At 57.5% G+C, this 13590-nt stretch carries 15 protein-coding genes; 5 read left to right on the forward strand and 10 right to left on the reverse strand.

The window, feature by feature from the left end; genetic code table 11:
* Positions 1-48: 48 nt before the first annotated feature.
* From maiA to hmgA, 6 genes are all read right to left on the reverse strand, one after another.
* A complete protein-coding gene (maiA, locus tag SJY13_RS18840; RefSeq protein ID WP_377193718.1) occupies positions 49-687 on the reverse strand; it encodes a maleylacetoacetate isomerase in 639 nt (212 codons plus the stop codon).
* Positions 688-691: 4 nt separating this feature from the next.
* The gene (locus SJY13_RS18845; RefSeq protein WP_085824389.1) at positions 692-889 is read right to left on the reverse strand and encodes a DUF2783 domain-containing protein; all 198 of its coding nucleotides are present in this window, start codon (positions 887-889) and stop codon (positions 692-694) included.
* A gap of 5 nt (positions 890-894) precedes the next feature.
* On the reverse strand, positions 895-2505 hold the full coding sequence (locus SJY13_RS18850) for an FAD-dependent oxidoreductase (protein ID WP_377193091.1): 1611 nt from the start codon (positions 2503-2505) through the stop codon (positions 895-897).
* A gap of 138 nt (positions 2506-2643) precedes the next feature.
* On the reverse strand, positions 2644-3594 hold the full coding sequence (locus tag SJY13_RS18855; RefSeq protein ID WP_085824391.1) for an MBL fold metallo-hydrolase: 951 nt from the start codon (positions 3592-3594) through the stop codon (positions 2644-2646).
* A 10-nt stretch (positions 3595-3604) separates the two neighbouring features.
* On the reverse strand, positions 3605-4861 hold the full coding sequence (gene fahA, locus SJY13_RS18860) for a fumarylacetoacetase (protein WP_377193093.1): 1257 nt from the start codon (positions 4859-4861) through the stop codon (positions 3605-3607).
* Positions 4862-4886: 25 nt separating this feature from the next.
* Positions 4887-6242 carry a homogentisate 1,2-dioxygenase gene (hmgA, locus tag SJY13_RS18865; protein ID WP_377193095.1) on the reverse strand — a complete coding sequence of 452 codons (1356 nt, stop codon included), beginning with the start codon at positions 6240-6242 and terminating at the stop codon, positions 4887-4889.
* Between the two features lie 57 nt (positions 6243-6299).
* Here hmgA and SJY13_RS18870 point away from each other — a divergent pair, with 57 nt between their 5' ends.
* From SJY13_RS18870 to SJY13_RS18880, 3 genes are all read left to right on the forward strand, one after another.
* Positions 6300-6752, forward strand: coding sequence for a MarR family winged helix-turn-helix transcriptional regulator (locus tag SJY13_RS18870; RefSeq protein ID WP_377193097.1), 453 nt, complete (start codon positions 6300-6302; stop codon positions 6750-6752).
* Positions 6753-6813: 61 nt separating this feature from the next.
* Positions 6814-8052, forward strand: coding sequence for an adenylate/guanylate cyclase domain-containing protein (locus tag SJY13_RS18875; protein WP_377193099.1), 1239 nt, complete (start codon positions 6814-6816; stop codon positions 8050-8052).
* An 83-nt stretch (positions 8053-8135) separates the two neighbouring features.
* On the forward strand, positions 8136-8684 hold the full coding sequence (locus SJY13_RS18880; RefSeq protein WP_377193101.1) for a GNAT family N-acetyltransferase: 549 nt from the start codon (positions 8136-8138) through the stop codon (positions 8682-8684).
* Between the two features lie 56 nt (positions 8685-8740).
* Here the strand turns inward: SJY13_RS18880 and SJY13_RS18885 are convergent, their stop codons facing one another.
* Positions 8741-9550, reverse strand: coding sequence for a division plane positioning ATPase MipZ (locus SJY13_RS18885; RefSeq protein WP_085824397.1), 810 nt, complete (start codon positions 9548-9550; stop codon positions 8741-8743).
* A 217-nt stretch (positions 9551-9767) separates the two neighbouring features.
* Between SJY13_RS18885 and SJY13_RS18890 the strand changes: the two genes are divergently transcribed.
* Positions 9768-10655, forward strand: coding sequence for an AEC family transporter (locus SJY13_RS18890; RefSeq protein WP_377193103.1), 888 nt, complete (start codon positions 9768-9770; stop codon positions 10653-10655).
* 79 nt (positions 10656-10734) lie between these two features.
* Entirely contained in the window at positions 10735-12330 is a 1596-nt protein-coding gene (locus tag SJY13_RS18895; protein WP_377193105.1) for an MFS transporter, read from the forward strand.
* Positions 12331-12373: 43 nt separating this feature from the next.
* Here SJY13_RS18895 and SJY13_RS18900 read toward each other — a convergent pair whose 3' ends face one another.
* The 3 genes from SJY13_RS18900 to rplS all read right to left on the reverse strand — a co-directional run bounded on the left by SJY13_RS18900 (position 12374) and on the right by rplS (position 13449).
* Positions 12374-12583 (reverse strand): hypothetical protein, encoded by a 210-nt coding sequence (locus SJY13_RS18900; protein ID WP_377193107.1) that lies wholly within the window; start codon positions 12581-12583, stop codon positions 12374-12376.
* 249 nt (positions 12584-12832) lie between these two features.
* Complete coding sequence (gene rpmE / locus SJY13_RS18905; RefSeq protein WP_050605278.1) at positions 12833-13054, reverse strand: 50S ribosomal protein L31; 222 nt, start codon at positions 13052-13054, stop codon at positions 12833-12835.
* Between the two features lie 11 nt (positions 13055-13065).
* A complete protein-coding gene (rplS, locus tag SJY13_RS18910) occupies positions 13066-13449 on the reverse strand; it encodes a 50S ribosomal protein L19 (protein WP_085824401.1) in 384 nt (127 codons plus the stop codon).
* Positions 13450-13590 lie beyond the last annotated feature (141 nt).

Here is a 13590-nt window from a genome sequence, read left to right on the forward strand (position 1 = left end):
TGGCAGGCTGATCCTATCCCCACCCGTACACAGACCCTGTGCGGCGGCTCAGGTCGGCGCGTGTGCGTCCGGGTGGGCCGCAATGAACGCCGGGTGATCGGCGCAGTTAGCCTCGATCTGAAGAATGCGGGGCAGGTTGGTCAGATCCACATCCCACCGGCGGGCGTTATACATCTGCGGGATCAGGCACAGATCCGCCAGACCAGGGCGAATACCGGTGCAAAAGGGGGTCTGTTCAAAACCGCGCAGCAGTGCCTCGAATGCCAGCAGACCGGGGCGGATAAAATGGCGCATCCAGTCGCCGGGCATCCCTTCGGCCCCACCGCTGAGCGAGGTGGCGTGCTGCGCGACGGACAGGTTGCACACCGGATGCACGTCCACGGCGATGGAGTGCGCCAGCGCCGTCGCGCGCGCGCGTTCTACCGGGTCAGAGGGCAATAGCCCAACGCCGCGTGTATGATCCAAATAGTCGATGATCGCCAAAGACTGAGTCAGCCGAAAGCCATCAATTTCTAGCACCGGCACAAAGCCTTGCGGATTGCGCTCCAGATGAGCGTCCGAGCTGTGCTCGCCGGCCCTCAAATCGACCGTGACGGCCCGATACGCGATCCCTGCCAGATTCAGCGCGATGCGTACCCGGTAGCTGGCGGATGAACGCCAGTAATCGTAGAGGGCCACGTCACCCATGTCGTCAGCGGCCTTTGAGCGCGGCGGCATCCAGCGCTTGCGCCAGGACTTCGGAATTGCCGATATGGTTCGCCAGCACCAGCACCAGCCGCGCGTTCAGCGCATCGCTTTGTGCAGGGTCCAGCCCCTCATGCACCGACAGCAACCCGGCATAGAAATCATCGGCATTGTCGATATTCGGGGTGAGTATCAGATCGGTCATCGTTTCTACTCCTTACCGGTTGCGCGTCGGATCGCCTGCCGGAACGCGTTTTCTTCGTAATTGTCCCGCCGCGCAGCGACGTGCTGATCCGGGCGGATCAGATAGGCCGCACTGGTCGCACCCCCCAGATAGCGGCGTTTCAGTTCCAGCGTCAGGTCATCCTTGACCGACAGCGCCAGACGGGTAGCTTCAATCCCGCCTTCTTCAATTCGGTCAGGCGCGTCCGCGTCGATGGTCAACAAAGTGAACTTGCCTGCCAGTTTCGGCAATAGAAATTCATCCCCCAAAGGCGCGTCCGGACATGCCGCGCCCGGCCGGGTCACTTCCGGCCCGTTCAGCGCGTCTGCCGAGTTCAGAGAACTGCCCGTATAGGTGCAGGGCGTGCTGAGCCGTCCGGAGTTAACCAGCGGGCGGGCAAAGTCGTAATGTTCGCTGAGGTCCAGAACCGCATCGCGCAACAGACGCGACATCTCGGATTTCGGGGTGATGAAATCGGTTGAGCGGGTTGAGTTTGTGATGTTCTCATCGGCTGCCTGCACACGTTCGTGGCTATAGCTGTCCAGCAGCAACTCAGGTGCCTGGCCATCAATGACCAGCTTCAACTTCCAGCACAGGTTATCTGTATCCTGGACGCCGGAATTGGCCCCGCGGGCCCCAAACGGGCTGACCTGATGGGCGCTGTCGCCCGCAAACAATACCCGACCATGGCGGAAACGATCCATCCGGCGGCACTGGAACGTGTAGATTGATACCCATTCAAGATCGAACTCGACATCTTCGCCCAGCATGGCCTTGAGGCGTGGTATGACGTTTTCGGGCCGCTTTTCGTGTTCCTTGTCGATATCCCAGCCCAGCTGCAGGTCGATGCGCCAGACATTGTCCGGCTGTTTGTGCAGTAGGGCGGATTGGCCGCGGTTGAACGGCGGGTCAAACCAGAACCAACGTTCCGAAGGGAAGTCGGCCTCCATCACCACATCTGCGATCAGGAAATTGTCTTCGAACACGCGACCTTCGAAATCCAATCCCAGCATTCGCCGGGTGGGTGAGCTGGCCCCGTCGCAGGCGATCAGCCATTCGGCTTCGATGTTATAAGGCCCTTCAGGGGTGTCGACCTCAAGCGCGACATGGGTGCCATGAGTGCCGATGGCGTCGACCTTGTTGTGCCCGCGAATCTCGATCGGTGCGCCCGCGGCCTGTAATTCCCGAACTCGGGCCACCAGCGCATCTTCGAAATAGTATTGCTGAAGGTTGATGAAGGCAGGGTTGGCGTAACCGGTGTCGGGTTGCAGGTCAAATTCGTACACTTGGCGATCATCAAAATAGACCTTGCCAGCATCCCAAAGCACGCCCTTGTCCACCATCTGTCGCCCCGTACCCAGACGGTCGGCAATCTCGAGCGTTCGCTGAGAAAAGCATATGGCGCGGCTGCCAAAGCTGACCTTGTCGTTTTCGTCCAGCACAACAACTGCGATCCCCTGTTGGGCAAGGTCGATCGCGGCGGCCAATCCAACCGGCCCCGCCCCTACAACGATTGCTTTGTGCCGCACAGGCGTCGCTGCATCCTGATCCGGGCTGCGCTGATAAGCATAGAGCGGAGTTTCAAAAATCTTGTTCATGGGTTCTCCCCTGATACTCTGGCGCCGGTGGCGCAAAAGATTTCGTTCCCCGGCAGGCATATGCCATGGGCCTTACAGCGATGGTTTCACCAATTCCCCACGGGTAAAACGATCTGGATCAAATGCGACGGAATGTCCTTAACCTTGCAAAGCCTCCCACATGTCCAGGTCGCGTTGCGCGGTCCAGATACGCGGCGTGTCGATGCCTCGGGCCTCATCATAGGCGCGGGCGACGTTGAAGGGCAGGCAATGTTCGTAGATCGCATAGTCAGCGAACTTCGGATCACATTCGGCGCGCACAGCATCCCAGGCTTCTTTAAGTGATCCACCGCGGGCTGCCACTTTGGCCGCCGGGCGATAGGTGCTTTCGACAAAATCACGGGTATTCTCAATTGCAGCGTTCACCATATCCTTGCCGATCAGAGCGTTCCCCCGTCCTGGCGCGATGGCGTCCACATCGAACCATTTGATTTGGTCCAGAGTATCACCCCAATCGCTGAAATGACCGTCGCCGCAATAGCAGGCCGAGTGGTATTCGACGATATCGCCGGTGAACATCACGTTCTGATCGGGTACATGGATGACAATGTCACCTGCCGTGTGCGCGCGGCCCAGATGCATCAGGTCGATCCGGCGATTGCCCAGATACACAGTCATCGTATCGCTGAACGTCGTGGTGGGCCAGGTCAGGCCGGGGATGCTTTCATGCCCTTCGAACAGTCGGGGAAAACGTTGAAACTCGCTGTCCCAGTCTTCTTGACCGCGCTCGACCACCATGGCGCGGGCCATATCGGACATAAGGATTTGCTGCGCACCAAATGCACTGGCCCCCAGAACGCGCACCGCGTGGTAATGCGTCAGCGCCACGTGGGTGATTGGTTTGTCGGTGACCGAGCGGACACATTCGATCACCTTGCCCGCCAGGCGCGGAGTTGCCTGAGCCTCGACAATCATCACGCTGTCGTCGCCAATGATAACGCCCGAATTTGGGTCGCCCTCGGCAGTGAAGGCATAGAGACCTTCACCCACTTCGGTGAAGGTGATTTTCTTTTCCGACATATCCCCTTGGGACGCGAATGCCTTGGCCATGCTGGATTCCTTATCGTGCGTACGGGTTTTCAAGAGCAGGCAACACGGAGCCAACACAATCGCCGAACCCGATTGTGTAACCCTTGCCTTTGGCTGCGCCCGTCAGGGTCAGGACGTCGCCGTCTTCGATGAAACTGCGTGTCTCGCCGCTGTCCAGCGTCAGGGGCTCTTTGCCGCCCCAGCTGAGTTCCAGCAGTGAGCCGCGTTCGGGTTTGGTCGGGCCTGAAATCGTGCCTGATCCCAGCAGGTCGCCTGTGTTCATCGGACAACCCGAAGTGGAATGATGCGCCAGTTGCTGGGCGGCAGAGTAATACATCTGGTTGTAGTTGGTGCGCGCGATGGTGGTGGCGTCTTTTCCGTCAGGTGCCATCGTCACGGACAGGTTGATGTCATACAGCATCGGGCCGCAGTCTTTCAGATGGTCCAACAGCTCGAATTCGCGCGCGGGCGTGTCACAGCGAAACGGCTCAAGCGCCGCCTTAGTGACGATCCACGGGCTGATTGAGGTCGCCGTCGCTTTGGCCTGAAACGGGCCAAGCGGCTGGTATTCCCAGGCCTGAATGTCACGGGCCGACCAGTCGTTCAGCAGCACATAGCCAAAGATGTTGTCGTCGGCCTCTTGTACCGTGACTGGCCCGTCTGACGGGGTGCCGACAATTGCGCCCATCTCAAGCTCGATATCAAAGCGGCGACTGGGCAGGAACGCAGGATGATCCTGATCCGGGGCCTTCAACTGCCCCCAGGGGCGGCGGATATTCGTGCCCGAGACCACGACCGAAGATGCCCGGCCGTTATACCCGATCGGAATGTGCAGCCAGTTAGGCGGCAGCGCGTTTTCCGCGCCGCGAAACATGGTGCCCACGTTTTGGGCATGGTTCCGACCGGCGTAGAAGTCGGTGTATTCGCTGACGGCAAACGGCATATGCATTTCCGCGTCGTCTTGAGCGACCAGCATAGGTTCAATGTCACCACGTGCCTCGCTGCTTTCAGCCAGCAGGTCGGTCAACCGGTTGCGCAAGGCGGCCCAGACGGCTGGGCCTTCCTCCATCAGCGGGTTCCAGAAGGGCAGGTCGAACAGGGGCTCGTCTGACAGCGTAATCAGACCTTCAACCTCAGCAGTGGTGACGTCCAGGATCATGTCACCGATCGCTACTCCGCAGCGCGGGTCAGAGCCTTCGGTTGAAAACACGCCATAGGGCAGGTTGTTCAGAGGGAACGGGTGATCGGCATCATTGGCCGAGACCACCCAGGATTTCATCAATGGCATTGTGTCTCCAAACCTTTACTTGGTGTCATTTCTTGCCCGGTGTGCCGTCAAACTTTTTCTCAAGTGACGTCCAGCAGTCAATGTAATCATCCTGAAGCGGGGCCTTGTCGGCGGCAAACCCGGTCAAATGCTGTGGGAAGCGGGTTTCGATCATGAAGGACATTGTATTGTCCAACTTGTCCGGCCCGAGGTTGGAATTTGACGCTTTCTCAAATGCCTCCTTGTCAGGCCCATGCGGCAGCATCATGTTATGCAGGCTCATGCCACCGGGAACAAAGCCCTGCGGCTTGGCGTCATACTGGCCGTAAATGTTGCCCATCAGTTCAGACATGATGTTCTTGTGATACCAGGGCGGGCGGAACGTGTCTTCGGCCACCATCCAGCGCTCGCGGAACAGGACAAAGTCGATATTGGCCGTGCCGGGTTGGCCTGAGGGCGCAGTCAGAACGGTAAAGATCGACGGATCCGGGTGGTCAAACAGAATGGCACCAACCGGGCAATAAGTGCGCAAGTCGTATTTGTAGGGCGCGTAATTGCCATGCCAGGCCACCACGTCCAGTGGGCTTTGGCCAATCTTGGTGCTGTGGAACTGCCCGCACCATTTCACGGTTACGGTTGAGGGCACTTCGCGATCCTCGAAAGCGGCTACAGGCGCCTTGAAATCCCGTGGGTTGGCCATGCAGTTGGCACCAATGGGCCCTCGTCCCGGCAATTCGAATTTCTGGCCATAATTCTCGCAGACAAACCCGCGTGCGGGGCCTTCCAGCACCTCAACTCGGTATACCAGACCGCGCGGAAGGATGGCGATCTCCTTGGGCTCCAGATCGATGACACCCAGCTCGGTTGCAAAACGCAGGCGGCCTTCTTGTGGTACCACCAGCAGTTCGGAATCGGCCGAAAAGAAATACTCATCCACCATGGATTCTGTGACCAGATAGATATGGCTGGCCATGCCGACCTGCGTGTTCACGTCACCCGCGGTGGTCATCGTGCGCATGCCGGTCAACCAGGTCAGTCCCTCGTCGGTATGCGGCACTGCATCCCAGCGGTATTGACCCAGGCTAATTACATCAGGATCAACGCATGGTGCGGATTTCCAATAGGGCAGGGCGATCTTTTCATAACGGTGCGAATGCTTGACCGACGGCCGGATGCGATAGCACCATGTCCGTTCCGGCGGGTTTGCGGTAAAGGCGGTCCCGCTAAGCTGTTCGCCGTACAGGCCGTAATTGCATTTCTGAGGGCTGTTCATCCCCTGTGGCAACGCGCCGGGCAGGGCCTCGGATTCAAAGTCATTTCCAAACCCGGGCATATAGCCGGCATGGGTGCCAACTGGGGTGCTGGCCTGCGTCAGTGTGTGCGGATCAGTCGGATGGTTCATCCTGTGTTCCTCCATTTGCTGCTTGTCGGATAATAGTTGATTTTGTAACTAACAAGCATGACACAGCACGATTCCGCAAAAAATGATGACTTTGATCTGCAGGATTTCTTGCCTTACCTGCTGAATCGCGCGGCCGAGGAAAGCTCTTTAGAGTTTCAGCAGGTTTACAAGAACCGTTATGGCATGCTGCGCACGGAATGGCGGGTGCTGTTCCATTTGGGCAATTACGGCAAATTGACAGCAAAAGAGATCGGCACCAGAGCCCGGATACACAAGACCAAGATCAGTCGCGCCGTGCACCGGCTGGAAACACGCCGCTACCTAAAGCGCTCGCGCTGCGAGGCAGATCGCAGGGTCGAGGAATTGACCCTGACGCCTGCCGGGCAAGCCGCCTACCGCGATTTATGTAGTATTGCCGCGCAATACGATGCGAAGCTGGCCGGGCTGTTTAGTGCCGAGGAAACCGACCTGTTGCGCAAAATGCTGCGCCGTCTGGGACATATTGGCTAAGCACTGGTAATCACGAACCAGCGTCACCAGATCGGGGGCATAATGATAACAGGATTAACACATGATCGCCTTGGACAGTGAGACAACAAAATCCAGTGACCTGATCAATTGGCTGGTCACGCGCGGTCTGGAAGGCGCCGACAAGAACCAGCTGCTGGACGGGTATTGTGAAAAACTGGTGGAGCTGGGCGTTCCACTGATGCGCTTTCACGCCGCGCAATCGGCGCTGCACCCGGTATATGGCGGCACCGGCTTTAGCTGGTATCAAGGTCAGGGTGGGGATTTTGAGACTTTTGAGTATTCAGAAGAACCCAGCGAAATGTGGAAGCAAAGCCCGCTTTTTGCCATCCTGAATGATGAGGTCGAGGTGATTCACGAACGCCTTGTCGATCAGAATGAAGCCAGTCGCTTTCCCTTGTTGAACGACCTGCGTGAAATTGGCGCCACCGATTACTATGCGACCGGTGTGACCTTTGATGTTCCAACCCATAATGGGCCGAAAGACGCTAAAAAGGCTGTGGACGGTGTGCTGATGTCTTGGACGTCTGACGCGCCCGAAGGGTTTCGTGACGGCGATTTGTCGTTGATCAATACCGCTTTGCCGCATCTGGGGTTGGCGTTGAAATCAGCTTCCAACGCGCGGGTATCCAAAGACCTGATGCGAGTTTACCTGGGACGAGACGCGGGACGGCGTGTGTTGTCAGGCGAGATCCGGCGCGGGTCGTTGCAGCAGATCGATGCGGTGATCTGGAACTTTGATCTTGAGGGTTTCACCAGCCTGTCCGAAGAACTGCCGGGTGCCGAAATCATCGACATGCTGAACGACTATTTGGCGGTGGCTGTGGGCGTCGTGCATGACAACCGCGGCAATATCCTTAAGTTCATGGGCGACGGGCTGATGGCTATGTTCGATGTCGGCGAGATTGACGAAGACGCCCGCGCCGCGTTGAAGGCAGTGCCGGTGGTGCAGGAACGGATCGCAAAGCTGAACGCCAGTCGTGTGGCCGCTGGCCTGCCCGTCGCCAATTTCACTCTGGCGCTCCATGCGGGCGAGATTCTGTATGGCAATATCGGATCAGAAACCCGGCTGGACTTCACGGTCATCGGCCCGGCTGTGAATCAGACTGCTCGGATAGCTGGGATGCATCGGTCTTTGGGGCAGAGGATATTGATCTCGGATGACGTCGCACGCGCGGCACAACCCTGCGGTCAGGACCTGATTTCTGTCGGGCGCTACATGCTGCGCGGAGTAGCCGAGCCGAAGGAGCTGTTTACCGTGTACAATGCGAAGGGATCGTAGCGAAAGGTTTCACTTGCTGGCTGAACCCAATGGGTTTGTTGCGATGGCTTGCGACCAAATCGCTATGACTGGGCTTACAAAAAATGAATGAATTTGGATTGGTTCCTGTTCTCGAAACAGAGCGATTGCTTCTCCGCGGCCACCAAACAAGCGACTTTCCAGAAAGCGCGTCGATGTGGGCTGATCCTAAGGTGGTCGCCCACATCTCTGGGGTACCATCAAGTTATGAGCAGTCGTGGTCACGGTTGCTTGGATACACTGGGCATTGGCACCATCTTGGGTTTGGCTATTGGGCCGTAATCTCTAAAGAGGATGGTTCGTTCTTGGGCGAAGTCGGTTTTGCCGACTATCACCGCGATACCGAGCCTTCTTTGAAGGGCAAGCCCGAGGCTGGATGGGCATTGAATGTTCGTTCACAGGGAAAAGGTGTTGCGACCGAAGCGGTTGCTGCAATGTTGGTTTGGGCTGATGCAAATCTCAAACAAACTCATACGTCTTCAATGTTTGATCCCTCACACGTCGCGTCAATCAACGTTGCCAAGAAGGTCGGATACAAAAATAAGGTTCTGGGTCGATACGGGGATCAGGAAACTCTTTTCATGGAAAGAGAACGGCAGACGCCGGGTTCTTGAAAACAGGTTTCAAAAGTGATGTTTGCAAGGTCTGCCTAATCGATGTCCGATGCCCCTTAGAAATCGATCTCGACGCCGGGCAGGTTCAGCTCTTTCATCATGTCGCGCAGTTCCTGCCGCGCGGCAATGTTTGAAATGTTCAGCTGTTTGACGCCGATATCCTTGAGGTCCAGCAGGGTCAGCCCCCGGGGGAACAGCTCACGAAACACGACGCGTTCGGAAAAGCCCGCAGCGACCCGAAATCCGATGCGCTGCGACAGCATCTCGATCGCGCGCTGCATTTTTTCTTTGTTGACCATGCGCTGCGTGCCCACACGGTTGCGTACAACGACCCAGTCGATCGGTTTCAACCCCGCCTGCGCCCGCAATTGTCGCGCGTTCCACACCATCTCGGAGTAAACGGACGGCCCGAGGATTTTCTCACCTTTCGAGTCGATCCGTGCCAGCAGGTCAAAGTCGATGAAACTGTCGTTCAGCGGCGTGACCAGCGTATCGGCCAGTGAATGCGCCACCTGGCTGAGACGGGTATGCGATCCGGGGCAGTCGATCAGGATAAAGTCGCTGTCACTTTCTAGTTCGGCCACAGCGGCCGACAGGCGGTGATCATAGATGTTTTCGCCGGGCTTCAGTTTGCTCGCGTCGATCTCGGGTAGATCGTGGTGGCGGGGGCTGGGCAGGCTCAGATCTGCGTTATTCAGAAAGTTGATGCGGTTTTCGAAATAGCGCCCCAGGCTGCGCTGTCGCAGGTCCAGATCAAGCGTGCTGACCTTGTGCCCCAATCGCGCCAGCGCGGTCGCCACATGCATCGACACGGTCGATTTGCCTGCGCCACCCTTCTCATTCCCCACTACGATGATATGTGCCATGCCTGTATTCCCGTGTCCCGCCGTGCTTACCCACACGTTGTTGTAGACCACTATATGTTGTGGAAGGCTGGAAGGGAAGAACCCCAAGCATTGTTGCGATGCGATATCAGGTGCAAAATTGGAAAACCAAGCCACCTGTGTGGGTTATCCTGCGTGCTTGTCAAACTCCGAGCCCTGTTTCACTGTCCAGATCAGGGATTTGCATTAGAGGCCGCCGTTGGATCATCTGTTTCTGAACGTTCTGAACGTGGTGTTGCCGGTGCTGATTTGTGCTGGAATCGGCTATTGTCTGGCTTTGATCAAGGTGCCTTTTGACAACGCGGTGATTGGGGGGATCGTGTCGCGGGTGGGCTATCCGACCTTGATCATTTCGCACCTGTCCACCACTCAGATTGCCGTGGGTACGTTTCTGGACGTGATGGCAGCTGCCGTCCTTGCGATTGCGGGGTTCGGGGTGCTTGGTTTCGTGGCGCTCAAAGCCATGCGTCTGCCGGTGCGTGCGTTTCTGACACCCTTGATGCACGGCAATGTCGGCAATATCGGCCTTCCGATCACTCTGTTGGCGCTGGGCGATGCGGGGATGGCCTATACAATGGGGTTTGTCGTCGTAGTGCTGATCAGCATTTTTACTGTGGGCATGTGGATCCCTGCCGGAGAGTTCTCGCCCAAAAAACTGGCAACCTCGCCTATCATCTATGCGGTGGCGCTTTCGCTGATCCTGATGGCCACCGGATATAGCCTACCGCAACCGGTGGCAAAGTCCTTCGATATCCTCGGCGGTCTTTCGATCCCGCTGATGCTGCTGACGCTGGGCCATACGTTGGCGAGCCTTCGGGTCAAGAGCCTGGGTCGGGCCGTCGCGTTGACAGGCCTGCATCTGGTGATGGCTGTTGTAATTGCGTCAACACTCGTATGGGCGTTTGGATTCACCGGGGCCGAGCGTGGCGCGGTGATCCTGTGCTGCCTGATGCCGTCTTCAGTGGCGACATACCTGTTCATTGATCAGCATATGCCGGAATACGGACCCGATGTTGCTGGATTCATCCTGGTTTCGACACTGACCACAATAGCCGTGTTGCCCGTGACCTTGTCCTACTGGATTTGATCCCGCCCTATGCGGTGCGCTAAAAATCGTTAGACTGCTGATAAATTGCATTAAAGAACAACGATTTCAGGACACGTTCATGAGCGATAAGACCTCATCGGAACCCACCCCCGAGGCGCGGGCCCACGTTGTTCTGACGATGACCGCGATTTGCATGATGGTCGTCGGCTTTAATACCACCGCTGTCGCTACCATCCTGCCTAATCTGAAAGCTGACTTCGATCTGACCCCCTCAGGCCTGCAATGGGTGATGGCGATCTATACAGTGGCCAGCGCCACCCTTGTCACAATTGTCAGCCGTCTGGGCGATATCACCGGCAAGATGGGCGTGTTTTTCTTTGGCATGATCGTGTTTGCCATCGGGTCGGCCTCGGTCCTGTTTGCGCAGGATTCTACGATGCTGTTGATCGGACGTGGTGCGCAGGGCGCGGGGGCGGCGGCACTATTTGGCACCTCCCTATCCTTGCTGACCGCCGCCACGCCCGAGGATCAACGCGCCAGCGTTACCGGCGCATGGGGTGCGATTGTTGGCCTTGCTATCGGTGTCGGGCCGATTCTGGGCGGTGCTTTCGCCCACTACCTGAGTTGGCGCGGCGTCTTTGCGACTGACCTTGCGCTGCTGGCCATCGCGTTTGCAATCGGCCTGCATGTCAACAAAAAGAAGTACATCCCCGATACCCGCCTTGCCGATGCGCGGTTCGATTATCCCGGCGCGATTGCCATCCTGCTGTTTTTGGGGCCGCTGTCCTTTGCGCTCAGCAATGGGGAAAGCAATGGATGGGTCACGCCGCTGACGCTGATGCCGCTCGGGCTGGCGGCGGTTGCAACCGTTGCTTTGGTGATTGTCTCGCGCCGCAGCGATGACCCGCTGATTGAACTGCGTTACTTTCGCCATCCGCGCTACCTCATGGCAGCGACGGGGATGTTCGTCACGGGCTTTACGCTGTTCTGCTTTTTTGTGTACTTCAACACCTTTGTCCAATCGCCTGATGCATTCGGATACAGCTCGGTCGGGGCCGGGCTGGCGATCATGCCCCTTAGCCTCAGTATGTTTGTGATTTCGGTCACCGCCCCCCGGTTTCTTGCCCCCTTCAGCTTTCAGTGGCCGATTGCATTGGGGCTGGGTGCGATGGCCGTTGGGTTTCTATTGCTGACGACGACCACTAACACCACGCAATATGCCGAGATTTGGTGGAAGCTGATGATCGTTGGGATCGGGCTGGGTATCTGTTTCTCGTTGCTGCCCCGTCTGGGCCTGCGCCTGCTACCGGAAGAGCACGTGGGACAGGGGTCTGGGGTCATCAACGCGTGCCTTTACTTCGGTGCTACCCTTGGAGCCGTGGTTGGTGGTTTGGCCGAGGCCATCACAACCCGCCGGGGCCTGTCTAAGGTGATCGACGCACTGCCCACCGATTCAACCCAGGGCGCGGACCTGGCCCATGCGCTGGCCCATGGAACGCCCGGCCAGATCCAGCAATTGCTGTCCGGCTTGGACCCTGACACCAGTACAGCGCTGGCCAAGGCGCTGCGGGATGTGCAGGACAACGCTTTTGACAGTGCTATGGTGATCGCTGCAATCGCTGCGCTGATCGGAATGGCTCTGGCGCTGTTGCTGCTGCGCGGACCGGTGCCTGCAGTACACAGCGCAGCGGAATTGACGCGCGTACCCCGTTAAATGTGCAAGCCAAATGGCAGCGCCCGCTGCAGTTCAAGCGAACTTACCCTCCAAGGTACACGCCATCTTTGGGGCGATAAAAAACTTTCTGATCGTGCAGTTTGCCGAGAAGATCTTGGACGCTGCGAAGGGTGCTTTCGCGAAACACTTTGCTGGCAGCGGTTTCCTCTGGTCTTTCCTGCGACTGAGAGGCAGCCAAGCCGCGCAACGCCGTTTCGATCAGATCCATATCCTCTACCGAAAGTTCGAACATATCATTGTACTTGGGCATCTTCGGGGTCTCCGTCGTGTTTGGGCGGTTTTGATACCAAGTGTAACACCTTTTCGGCACAACTCGACTATCGCTCGATGCGGTGATCATGGCCTGTGCCAAGAGAGTTCGGTGACGGTGTTATCAAACGCTTTTCTGACAGCCATGTTTCGTTCGCACTTTCAAACCGATGTGCTGAAAAGCAAAAGGCCGCCCCAAGGGACGGCCTTTCGCATTCGAAAAGAGGAGGGTTTAGAAGCCCAGACCTTCGTATTTCTTTTTGAACTTCGACACACGGCCGCCGGCGTCCATCAGGCGCGACGAACCACCGGTCCATGCAGGGTGCACGGAGGGGTCGATTTCCAGAGCCAGCTGGTCGCCCTCGGCGCCCCAGGTGGATTTCATCTGAACCACGGTGCCATCGGTCATTTTGACGTCGATGACGTGATAATCGGGATGGATGTCTTTTTTCATCTTTCCGCTCCTTACGCTTCGGCGCCAGCTTTGGGCTTGTAGTTGGTGACCTCTGCGATACGTGCGGATTTACCACGACGGGTGCGCAGATAGTACAGTTTGGCGCGACGAACGCGGCCACGGCGGACAACGGTGATGCTGTCGATGTTTGTCGAAAACAGCGGGAACACACGCTCCACGCCTTCGCCAAACGAAATCTTGCGAACGGTGAACGAACCGGCAATGCCATTGCCGTTGTTGCGCGCGATGCAGACGCCTTCGTAGTTCTGCACACGGGTGCGCGACCCTTCGGTCACCTTATAGCCGACACGGATGGTGTCTCCGGCTTTGAAATCGGGGATGTCTTTCCCCAGGGCGGCAATCTGTTCCGCCTCAAGCTGTGCGATCAGGTCCATCGCAGGTACTCCTATATGCTCGCGGTTGGTCCACGAAGTTTGGGCACGGCCTGAGAGCTCTTGGTCTTCACCGGGTCCTGCGTACAGCCCGCCAGAGGTCAGATCGAATGTTCCTTATGCCTAGTTCGCCCTGACACGCCG

This window comes from Ruegeria meonggei (assembly GCF_042768335.1).
Classification (GTDB): Bacteria; Pseudomonadota; Alphaproteobacteria; order Rhodobacterales; family Rhodobacteraceae; genus Ruegeria; species Ruegeria meonggei.

Excerpts from the sequence above, each read along its gene's own strand:
- rpmE (WP_050605278.1), bottom strand. The coding sequence starts at position 13,054 with ATGAAAAAAGACATCCATCCCGATTATCACGTCATCGACGTCAAAATG.
- SJY13_RS18875 (WP_377193099.1), top strand. The coding sequence starts at position 6,814 with ATGATCGCCTTGGACAGTGAGACAACAAAATCCAGTGACCTGATCAAT.
- SJY13_RS18855 (WP_085824391.1), bottom strand. The coding sequence starts at position 3,594 with ATGGCCAAGGCATTCGCGTCCCAAGGGGATATGTCGGAAAAGAAAATC.
- SJY13_RS18895 (WP_377193105.1), top strand. The coding sequence starts at position 10,735 with ATGAGCGATAAGACCTCATCGGAACCCACCCCCGAGGCGCGGGCCCAC.
- SJY13_RS18900 (WP_377193107.1), bottom strand. The coding sequence starts at position 12,583 with ATGTTCGAACTTTCGGTAGAGGATATGGATCTGATCGAAACGGCGTTG.
- maiA (WP_377193718.1), bottom strand. The coding sequence starts at position 687 with ATGGGTGACGTGGCCCTCTACGATTACTGGCGTTCATCCGCCAGCTAC.
- hmgA (WP_377193095.1), bottom strand. The coding sequence starts at position 6,242 with ATGAACCATCCGACTGATCCGCACACACTGACGCAGGCCAGCACCCCA.
- SJY13_RS18880 (WP_377193101.1), top strand. The coding sequence starts at position 8,136 with ATGAATGAATTTGGATTGGTTCCTGTTCTCGAAACAGAGCGATTGCTT.
- SJY13_RS18870 (WP_377193097.1), top strand. The coding sequence starts at position 6,300 with ATGACACAGCACGATTCCGCAAAAAATGATGACTTTGATCTGCAGGAT.
- rplS (WP_085824401.1), bottom strand. The coding sequence starts at position 13,449 with ATGGACCTGATCGCACAGCTTGAGGCGGAACAGATTGCCGCCCTGGGG.
- SJY13_RS18885 (WP_085824397.1), bottom strand. The coding sequence starts at position 9,550 with ATGGCACATATCATCGTAGTGGGGAATGAGAAGGGTGGCGCAGGCAAA.
- fahA (WP_377193093.1), bottom strand. The coding sequence starts at position 4,861 with ATGCCATTGATGAAATCCTGGGTGGTCTCGGCCAATGATGCCGATCAC.
- SJY13_RS18845 (WP_085824389.1), bottom strand. The coding sequence starts at position 889 with ATGACCGATCTGATACTCACCCCGAATATCGACAATGCCGATGATTTC.
- SJY13_RS18850 (WP_377193091.1), bottom strand. The coding sequence starts at position 2,505 with ATGAACAAGATTTTTGAAACTCCGCTCTATGCTTATCAGCGCAGCCCG.